8 protein-coding genes are annotated in these 9208 nt (G+C 67.1%); 4 read left to right on the top strand and 4 right to left on the bottom strand.

The window, feature by feature from the left end:
* The first annotated feature begins 193 nt into the window (after positions 1-193).
* Positions 194-490, top strand: a complete 297-nt coding sequence (locus RUU78_RS17770) for a hypothetical protein (RefSeq protein WP_313918803.1) — start codon at positions 194-196, stop codon at positions 488-490.
* A gap of 39 nt (positions 491-529) precedes the next feature.
* On the opposite strand, the gene RUU78_RS17775 is transcribed toward RUU78_RS17770, so the two are convergent.
* A complete protein-coding gene (locus tag RUU78_RS17775) occupies positions 530-1102 on the bottom strand; it encodes an aspartyl/asparaginyl beta-hydroxylase domain-containing protein (RefSeq protein WP_313918804.1) in 573 nt (190 codons plus the stop codon).
* 51 nt (positions 1103-1153) lie between these two features.
* Positions 1154-3118, bottom strand: a complete 1965-nt coding sequence (locus RUU78_RS17780) for a hypothetical protein (protein ID WP_313918805.1) — start codon at positions 3116-3118, stop codon at positions 1154-1156.
* Positions 3119-3449: 331 nt separating this feature from the next.
* Here RUU78_RS17780 and RUU78_RS17785 point away from each other — a divergent pair, with 331 nt between their 5' ends.
* The 3 genes from RUU78_RS17785 to RUU78_RS17795 all read left to right on the top strand — a co-directional run bounded on the left by RUU78_RS17785 (position 3450) and on the right by RUU78_RS17795 (position 6868).
* Positions 3450-3818, top strand: a complete 369-nt coding sequence (locus RUU78_RS17785) for a hypothetical protein (protein WP_313918806.1) — start codon at positions 3450-3452, stop codon at positions 3816-3818.
* A gap of 87 nt (positions 3819-3905) precedes the next feature.
* Positions 3906-6104 (top strand): S46 family peptidase, encoded by a 2199-nt coding sequence (locus RUU78_RS17790; protein ID WP_313918807.1) that lies wholly within the window; start codon positions 3906-3908, stop codon positions 6102-6104.
* Positions 6101-6868 (top strand): pseudouridine synthase, encoded by a 768-nt coding sequence (locus tag RUU78_RS17795; RefSeq protein WP_313918808.1) that lies wholly within the window; start codon positions 6101-6103, stop codon positions 6866-6868. Before RUU78_RS17790 ends, RUU78_RS17795 begins: the two co-directional genes overlap by 4 nt.
* Positions 6869-6875: 7 nt before the next feature.
* On the opposite strand, the gene RUU78_RS17800 is transcribed toward RUU78_RS17795, so the two are convergent.
* Both RUU78_RS17800 and RUU78_RS17805 read right to left on the bottom strand, forming a co-directional pair.
* Positions 6876-8321 (bottom strand): S8 family serine peptidase, encoded by a 1446-nt coding sequence (locus tag RUU78_RS17800; RefSeq protein ID WP_313918809.1) that lies wholly within the window; start codon positions 8319-8321, stop codon positions 6876-6878.
* Between the two features lie 56 nt (positions 8322-8377).
* Positions 8378-8791, bottom strand: a complete 414-nt coding sequence (locus tag RUU78_RS17805) for a hypothetical protein (RefSeq protein WP_313918810.1) — start codon at positions 8789-8791, stop codon at positions 8378-8380.
* Positions 8792-9208: the final 417 nt, after the last annotated feature.

Raw genomic sequence — 9208 nt, forward strand, 5'->3', positions numbered from 1 at the left:
TCCCCATCGCCCTGCGGCATTGACAACGGGAGTGTAGGCGATCCCGCGTAACCGATGCGTGTCGGCAGCGACGCGCCCACTCTCCTGGGGCCAGATGGGGCGGCGCGGCGTGCGCGCAAGGGTGACGAATGGGATAGCACCGCGGCGTTGCGGTCTGCGCTAGGCTTCCGCCGTCAACCGCGGAGAGAAATCCATGCGCCGTCTCTACGCCGTGCTGCTGGCCGTGCTGCCGCTGCCCGCGGCCGCCGCCGATGCGGTCGACGTCAGCCGCATCCACGGCAAGATCCAGTTCGTCACGAGCTTTCCCGACTACAAGGTCAAGATCGTCGAGAGCTTTGCCGACCTGCACGTCAAGACCGTCAGCAGCTTTCCGGACGCCCCCGGCGAATGGCAGGTCGTCGAGAGCTTCCCGGATTTCAGGATCCAGCTCGTCGAGAGCTTTCCGGATTTCACGATCCGCTACGTCGAGAGTTTTCCCGGCCCACAGTAGAAATTCCGGCGGGACAGACATGCCCCCGCGACTTCCGGCTCAGGCGAACGGCTGGTCCGGGTCGTAACACTCGAATATCAGGTGGATGCGCGCGGTGTCGCCATCGTTGTCGACGGCATGGACATCGAGGTTGTTGACCTCGTACGCCTGGCCGACTTCGAGGTGGTGGAACTCGGGCTCGATGTAGAACCGCACCTTGTCGTTGGTGCTGATCGGGATGTGGATCTTGTGCGGCCAGAACGCAGCCGGGTTCGCGTCCTTGTGCCGGAGGATCCTGCCGCCGGCGGCCATGCGCGCGAGCATGATCCGCGGGAACTGCGCGCGCGCGTAGCCGTAGGGACGGATGGCAGCGTGCAGCACGGGCTCGATGCGTTCGCGCCAGGACGCCCATTGCGGATAGTCGGCCGACTGGCGCCAGTCACGCGGGTCGCGGATGAAGCGAAAGACGATGTGTTCGGTGCGGTCGAGCGAGCCGTAGCCGCGGTTGGGCTTGAGCGCGTTCTCGCCGGCCCAGGTCGAATCGGGGATCGCGAGGATGTCATCGCGCAGCGAACCCAGGTCCACCGGGCCCAGTCGCAGCAGCGATCGGGTCTTTCTTGGATTGGCAATCATGGCGCTGCCAATGCTACCCGAATCGTGCGAAACCTCGACAGGCCGGCGCAGCTACTGGAACCCATCGGCGAACAGCCGGTCGCAGAACTCGGCCTGGGCGGGGTCGACCAGCACGTTCATTGCCACGTCGTCGGCGAGCGTAGCGCCGTCCTGGTTGAATAGCGCCCAGCGTGAACCGGTGTAGTAGACGCCGAGTTCGTGCGGGTTGAACACGCCGCCGGCGGTGCTGGCGGAGAACTGCACGAGCGCGCAGGGATTGCCGTTGAGCAGCGGATGATCGAGCGTGGTGGTGTTGCCGCTGCGGTTGGCCGCGCTGACATAGTGCACGTAGGCATTCGGGCTCATGTCCTGCCAGTACAGCGAATAGCTCGCGTTCTGCGGGAAATCCGCGTCGTCCGTGTTGTGCAGGCTCCAGCCGCCGAAATACCGCAGCGCGACCGGATGCGGATTCAGCGCGCCCACGGTCGGCGTCATCGTGCGGTTGAGCGTGAACAGCCAGAACAGGCTGGAATCGTTGCGCAGGGCTGCCGGTATGCTGGCGAACGGCGCATTGGCGCTGGTCGTGCTGGCCGAGGTGTCCTGGAACGGCAGGTTGTTTCGCGAGGGTACAAAGACGTTGAACGCGCTGTTGGCCGGCAGCGCCGAGAAGTTCTGGTTGAAGATCTGCCAGAAGCTGCCGTAGCTCAGCCCTACCGCGGCGTTGTTGTAGACGCCGACGCCGCCGTCCGGATTCCAGTTCTGGCTGATCACGAACGGCACGAAGCCGCCGGCCGGTATGCCCGGCCCGGACAAGGTGCCGCTGCCGCCGACGGCGCGGTGGACGCGATGGACGCCATGACGCTGGTAGGCGCCGAGGTCGGTGTTGGCCCGGCCCAGCACCAGGCCGTCGGCGTCGAGTTCGGGCAGCGCGACGAGCGGATTGATCGTACTGGCGAAGGTACCAGCCCCGAGTACCGGCGAGTCCGGGGCCGGGCGCAGATTGTGCTGGCTGATCAGTTGCGGGTCGGTCGCGAGGTTGGCACTGCCGGCGATGTAGGCATTGCTGGCGTTGGCATGGAACAGGTTGTTGTCGACGCTGACCTGGCCCTGCTGCGCGGCCGGAATGGTCAGCCCGCTCGTATTCCAGGCGATGATGTTGCGGTCGACGCTCGAGGGCGCGAGGCTGCCCACGCCGCTCATCGCGATGCCGTTCTGGTTGCGCACGAGCGTGTTGTGCCGCATCACGACGCGCGCGGTACCGGCGTCGACCTTGATGCTGAGCGCACCGGGCGACTCGATGCCGCCGGCCTGGCCGCGCACGACGTTGCTGAGGAAATTCGCGTTGAGGATGCTGCCCGCGCCCGTCTGCACGGCGTTGATGCCGGCCATGAAGTTGCGTCCGCGGATATCGTTGCCGACTGCACTGAAGTACGTGCTGCCGCTGGTGCGCAGGCGGATCGCGGCACCGGCCTCGCTTTCGTCGATGTCGATGCGATTGTGGAACAGCGTCAGATACGACTGGGTACCGAGCGCGGCGATGCCGATCGCGCGCTGCCCCGGTTCGGCCAGGTTCGCTGGCTTGCGGATGCGGCAGTTGCTGATGTCCAGCGTCAGCGTGCCGCTGCCGCCGACGATTTCGATCGCAGCGGAGAACACGCCTTCCGCGACGTTGATGCGCTCCAGCGTGATGCTCGCGTCGGTCGCACCGCTGGCATTCGCCGTGAGCCTGCCCCGCGTGAGATCGATGCCACGCACCTCGAGGAAATAGCTTGCGCCGGACGGCGCCGAGGCCGCAATGCTGCGCGAGGTGGCGAGCCTGGGCCGGTAGCCCGGGGCGGCGAACAGCGAGAAGCTCTTGTTGATGACGAGTTCCTCGTCGATCAACGAGGAGCTACGTATCAGCACGGCACCACCGGACGCCGTGCCGTTGATGCAGGCCTGCAAGGTGCCGTTGCAGGGCGCCGCGGCCGAGGGCCAGATCGCTGCGTGCGCGCCGCCAGCGCCTAGCAACAGAGTGAGCGCGATCAGTTGTTTCATCGGGACCTCCGGATGTGTGCTGGCATACATCAAGCGCAGTACGGCACCGATGCAGGACGGCGCCGATGCAGGACACCCGAGCGACGCGATACGCCGGGGGAGCCGAACGCCGGCGCGAGGCCCACGCTGCACGCGAAACGATGGTCCCCGCACGCAACCGGCATCACATGTGCCGAGCAGAAGTCAGCGTTACGCCTTCACCGCGTACCCGCAGAACTGATTCATGCGTTTCCGCGTCCTGATGCCGCGCCGCGCCGGTGCGCGTGATCCCTGCCCCGGCGTCATTGCGTACGCAAAGGCAACGACCGATTCCCGCAATGCGAGGCCGCTCATGCACCTGTCCCTGCTCTATGCCAGCGCCACCCTCCTGCTGGCGTCCGTGATCGGCACCTATTCCCAGACCGCACCACGCGACACAGCCGGCCTGGCAGACCGCGTGCCCGTGAGCGAATCCGCCGGACCGGCGACCGCGCGCGTCGACGTCGCCACGCGCTACGCGACGCTGGTACAGCGCCTGGCCGCGAACTATCTCGACGGCAGCGAGTCGCCGGACCGGGCCTGGTCGATCGCGCGCAGCCGCCTGCTCGACCTCGCCAACGGTGGTCCCTTCGTCAGCGCGCTCGAACGGGGCGACCTGCAGAGCGCCGTGCGCCTGCTGCCGGCGCTGCACTGGCCCGACGGCAGCGCCGTAACGATCTGACGGCGCTGCGGCGCATGCCGGATCGCACTACCGGGGCTGCGGACGGATTGCTATGGTTGCCGGCCGCTGTTTTCCCCGGATTACGCCATGCCCGTGCTGCGCCCGCTCGTCCTGGTTTTCGCCTCCTGCCTGGCCCTTTCCGCCGCGGCCGACGAAGGCATGTGGATGGCGAACCAATTGCCGGAGCTGGCGCCACAGCTGCGCGCCGCCGGCTTCCAGGGCGACCCGGCAGCCCTTGCCGACCTGACCGCCGCACCGCTCAGTGCGGTAGTGAAAGCCGGCGGTGGCACCGGTGCGTTCGTGTCGGGCCAGGGGCTGCTGGTGACGAACCATCACGTCGCGTACGGCATCATCCAGTACAACAGCAAGCCCGAGCGCAATCTGCTGGACAGCGGTTTCGCCGCAGCCGACGCATCCGTTGAACTGCGCGGCAGCCCTGATTTCCGCGTGCTCGTGACCGAACGGTTCGACCGCGTGACCGCACGCGTGCTCGAGACTGCCGAGGGCAAGAAAGGCCTCGCCTATTTCGACGCGATCGACCGCGCGAGCAAGGCCATCGTGGCCGAGTGCGAAGCATTGCGGGGACGCCGCTGCAGTGTCGCCACGATGGACTACGGCGCCGAGTTCTACCGCATCCAGCAGCTGGAGCTGCGCGACGTGCGCCTGGTCTATGCACCGCCCAGCGCGATCGGCAAGTACGGCGACGAGATCGACAATTTCATGTGGCCGCGCCACAGCGGCGATTTCGCCTTGCTGCGCGCCTACGTCGGGGCCGACGGCCAGCCGGCCGACTACGACGCCGCAAACCGGCCGTATACCCCGCCGGCGCACCTGCGCATCGCACGCGACGGACCCAAGGATGGCGACTTCGCCATGCTCGCCGGCTATCCAGGCATCACCTACCGGCATCGGCTCGCGAGCGAGTTCGCCGAACGCATCGACTGGGGACTCGCAGCCCATGTCGACGCATTGGACGCGTTGATCGGCGTGATCGAGCGCGAAGGCGGCAGCGACGCGGACGCGGCGGTGAAGTACGCCAGCCAGCTCGCGAGCCTGAAGAACAGCAGCAAGCGCGCGAACGGCGAACGCACCGGCCTGTTGCGCAGCGATGCGCGGCGCCAGCGCGCCGAGGCGGAGCAGGCCATGCTCGCGTGGCTGCAGCACGATGGCGGCGGGAACGGGCGCTGCGCCAAGGGCGAGCGCTGCCTGGACAGCGGCGAAACCCTGCGCCGCATCGACGCGGTACAGGCCGAACTCGCGCAGGCGTCGGCGACGCGCGAGCGCGACCTGATCCTCAACCTGATCCTGACCCAGACCCAGCTGCTGCGCGCGGCCAATACGCTGCAGCGCCTCGCGCTGGAACGCGGCAAGCCCGATGCGCAGCGCGAAGCCGGGTACCAGGCGCGTGATGAGAACCTGATCGAAGCGCAGCTCAAGCAGGTACAGCGCCGCTACGCCGCGGGCACGGAACAGGCCCTGCTGCGGGAACTGCTGCGGCGCTACCGTGAGCTGCCTCCGGCGCAGCGCATCGCCGATCTGGACACGGCCTTCGGCGCCGATGCGGAATCGACCGAGGCGACGCTGGCGCGCGTCTATGGCGCGACCCGGCTCGGCGATGAGGCATTTCGCCTCGGACAGATGAAGGCTGAACCGACGAGCGTGCGCGCAAGCGAGGACGCGCTACTCACACTCGCCGCGCGCATCCAGCCGACGCTGTTGCGGCTCGAACAGGAGCGCAAGCGGCGTGACGGCGAGCTGCTGCGCCTGCGTCCGGCCTACATGGCCGCGCTCAAGCGCTGGTACATGCACCAGAAAAAGCCGCTGTTTCCCGATGCGAACCTGACCCTGCGCGTCAGCTACGGCCGCGTCGCCGGATTCAGCCCGCGCGACGGCGTGGACTACCGCCCGGTCACGACGGTGGCGGGCATTGTGGAAAAAAATACCGGCAAGGATCCGTTCGCCGCACCGGAGCCGTTGCTCGCGGCGATCGCCAAGGGCGATTTCGGACAGACCGCCGACCCGGCGCTGGGCACGCAGACCGTCAACTTCCTGACGAACCTCGATACCACCGGCGGAAATTCCGGATCGCCCGTGCTCAACGCGCGCGGCGAACTCATCGGCCTGAATTTCGACAGCAACTGGGAATCCGTCAGCGCGAGCTGGTGGTTCGATCCGCGCTACAAGCGCGCCGTGCATGTGGATATGCGCTATCTGCGCTGGCTGATGGAAAAGGTCTACCCGGCGCACTGGCTGCTGGCGGAAATGCGCGTGCCGGCGCAGGGATGAGTACCGCGCCGCCGTCGGCAGGACCGCCGCTCACACTGCTCTACCAGGACGACGCGCTGGTCGTCGTCGACAAGCCGCCGGGCCTGGCCGTGCATCGCAGCAATCTCGTCGGCGCCGACGATGACTACGTCATCGACCGCCTGCGCGCGCAGGTCGGCGGCACGCTGTATCTCGCCCACCGGCTGGACCGCGCGACCAGCGGCGTGCTGCTCGTGGCGCGTTCGCGCGAGATCGCCGCACAGCTCGGCCAGCAGCTCATGGAGCGCAGCGTCGGCAAGGAATACCTGACGGTCGTGCGCGGCTGGCCGGAGGAAAGCGGCTGCATCGATCATCCGCTCAGCGGCGCCAGCCTCAAAGGTCCGGCGCGCGAAGCGCGCACGCACTGGCGACGGCTCGCCACCGTCGAGCTGCCGATCGCGATGGGACGCTACGAACAACAGCGCTATGCGCTGCTCGCGGTGCAGCCGGAAACGGGCCGCTACCAGCAGATCCGCCGCCATTTCGCGCATGCCTCGCATCACCTGATCGGCGATACCACGCACGGCCGCGGCGATCACAATCGCCTGTTCCGCATCCACTGGTCCATGCACCGCCTGCTGCTGCACGCCTGGCGCCTGAGCTTCGATCATCCGCTCGAACAGCGGCGCCTGTGCATCGAGGCGCCGCTGGATGCGAGCTGGCAGCGCGTGCTTGCGGCATTCGGCTGGAACCAGGCAGTGGACGAAGCGGCGCGCACGGCCTCGACGGCCGTGTCGCCGCCGTAAGTTCGGTTCAGCGCGCGCCGCCGCCGCACAGGGCCTGCTGTCCGGCCGTGTCCTCCGCCGAGAGAAACGCCAGGTCGAGCTGGCAGACTTCGTAGTCGTTGCCGTTGCGGTAGCTGCGTCCGGCCAGGCAATGGCTGCGGCTGGTCAGCAGCAGCGTTCGCATCTGCTCGGCGCTGCAATTCCCGAAACGGCGATCACTCCAGACCAGAGCGGCCGCGCCGGTCACCACCGCGGCGGCGGCGGAGGACTGGGCGAAGTCCGCGTAGTCGCCAGTGCACGCGTCATCGCCGGTCACGCGTGTGCTTGCCGCACATAGGCTGCCGCCCTGGCCGCTCGTCGGCGCGGGTGCGGCGAGGTCTACCGTGCCGAAACCGAAGTTGGCGTTCTTGAGCAGCTGGCCGTCGTAGCGGCGCGACTGCACGGTGATGACATTGGGTGCGTTCACCGAACTGGGCCAGCGGTACATGGTGTCGATGTTGGTGCCGCGGTTTCCGGCGCTGGCGACGACGAGCAGATTGGCGCTGCGCGCGCGCTGCAGGGCCGTGGTCACCGCGGTGGTCGCGAGCCGCTGTGTGCTGCCCATGCTGATGTTGGCGACGCGCGCCGGCCGGCCTTCCGCGTCGCGGTATTCGATCGCGCAATGCAGCGCGGCAGCGAGACTGAATTCACCAGCGCAACCGCCGAGATTGGCATTGATGGACACGAGGCTGCGGACCGGCGCGATGCCGGATGCGCCCACGTCGTTGCCGCGCCGGGCACCGATGACTCCGGCGATGCGCGTGCCGTGCCAGAACGGCGCGGGCGCGGCGACCTGCGGACAGCAGTCGGCGTGGCCGCAGTTGCCGTCCACGTCGCGCAGGCGCGGCTCGATATGCACCACGTTGTCGAGATCCGGGTGATCCGTGCGCACCGGACCGTCGATCACGGCGACATTGACCGGTTCGCCGGCCTGCAGATCGCGATCCTCCGGCATATGAATGGATTTCCACAAGGCTTCATTGCGGAACTGCAACGGATCGCCGCCGTGCACACCATCCAGCTCGAAGCGCGCTTCCTCGGTGACGACCAGGGCCGGATCGCGCGCGAGACGATCGAGTTCGTCCTGCTGCTGCGTATCGCCGGCGCGGCGCTGGAACAGCACGCGGCTGCCCGCCTGCTTGGCGCCGAACAGGTCCGCGTACTGCTGCGCGAGCGTGGCGGCCAGCTGCGTGTTCGCGGCCTCGACGATGTAGTCGCTGGGCCGCTCGCAGGCGCCGAAGTCCGGCGGTGCCTGCGGTGGTGGCAGCGTTTCCGAGTAACTGGCGGCCGCGTCGGGAATGCGGGCCGACGCGGATTCCGCCGTGAATTCCGGCGCGGATGTCATGCCGTCACGCGTACTGAAAGCGGCGCAACCCGGCAATAACACAACCAGCAGCGCCACGGCTACGGCACCGTTCAACCCGATCGATCGCATTTCGGCTCCCTGAATCCGAAGCACAGGTGCCGCAGCGGCACCCGTGCAGTGCCTGCTCAGTTCACATCACCGGCCCAGCTGCCGTCGTCGGGATCGCCGCCACTACCGCCGGCACCGACGTAGCAATGCAGTCGCTGCGTGCGCAGCGATGGATTGCCGTCGAGCGTCATGCAGAAAGCGCGCTCGACATAGTGCCGCACGTTGTTGGAGTCGGGCGGACCGAGATTCCAGATTTTTCCGGTGATCCGGTCGCTGACCGGGTCATACGCGAGATCGGTCGCGTTCTTCCAGGTATCGACGTGCGGACTGGTGGTCGGCGTGACCTCGAACGAGTCGAGGGTCGGGTTGCCGGTGACCGGATGCGGCACGAGGATGATCTGGATGGAGTCGTCCTTGTTCATCGAGACGACATCGGGGTAGTCGACGTTGTGCAGGATCGTGTAGGTGTCCTGAAAATCAGTCAGTGCCATGAGGCCCCCTTTCACAGCTTGGTGGATGGATGATTGCTGCAGACCAGTGCCTGCGAAACACCTTGTGCCTGCACTGGGGGCGATATCTCACCTGGGAGGGCTGCGAAATTGTTTGGACTGCAACTCCTGTGACCTGCACCAGATCTCCACAGCGTCGTCTTACGCCGCTGCAATCGAAAACATTGCTGCACCTGGGCCGTGCACCAGATCTCCACGACCCTGGCCAATGCTGCGCATTGGCCGCCCGGCCCGTTGGGCGTTCAGAGTGATCAGAACCGGTGGTTCTGAGCGATCACTCTTCACCCGGCCCGTTGGGCGTTCAGAGTGATCAGAACCTGCGGTTCTGAGCGATCACTCTTCGTCCCGGCCCGTTGGGCGTTCAGAGTGATCAGAACCGGTGGTTCTGAGCGATCACTC

Source organism: Tahibacter sp., from assembly GCF_032229445.1.
In the GTDB taxonomy this organism is placed as follows: Bacteria; Pseudomonadota; Gammaproteobacteria; order Xanthomonadales; family Rhodanobacteraceae; genus Tahibacter.

Bases quoted from the DNA above. Each gene is read 5' to 3' on its own strand.
- RUU78_RS17800 (WP_313918809.1), bottom strand. From the start codon at position 8,321: ATGCGATCGATCGGGTTGAACGGTGCCGTAGCCGTGGCGCTGCTGGTT.
- RUU78_RS17790 (WP_313918807.1), top strand. From the start codon at position 3,906: ATGCCCGTGCTGCGCCCGCTCGTCCTGGTTTTCGCCTCCTGCCTGGCC.
- RUU78_RS17805 (WP_313918810.1), bottom strand. From the start codon at position 8,791: ATGGCACTGACTGATTTTCAGGACACCTACACGATCCTGCACAACGTC.
- RUU78_RS17770 (WP_313918803.1), top strand. From the start codon at position 194: ATGCGCCGTCTCTACGCCGTGCTGCTGGCCGTGCTGCCGCTGCCCGCG.
- RUU78_RS17795 (WP_313918808.1), top strand. From the start codon at position 6,101: ATGAGTACCGCGCCGCCGTCGGCAGGACCGCCGCTCACACTGCTCTAC.
- RUU78_RS17780 (WP_313918805.1), bottom strand. From the start codon at position 3,118: ATGAAACAACTGATCGCGCTCACTCTGTTGCTAGGCGCTGGCGGCGCG.
- RUU78_RS17775 (WP_313918804.1), bottom strand. From the start codon at position 1,102: ATGATTGCCAATCCAAGAAAGACCCGATCGCTGCTGCGACTGGGCCCG.
- RUU78_RS17785 (WP_313918806.1), top strand. From the start codon at position 3,450: ATGCACCTGTCCCTGCTCTATGCCAGCGCCACCCTCCTGCTGGCGTCC.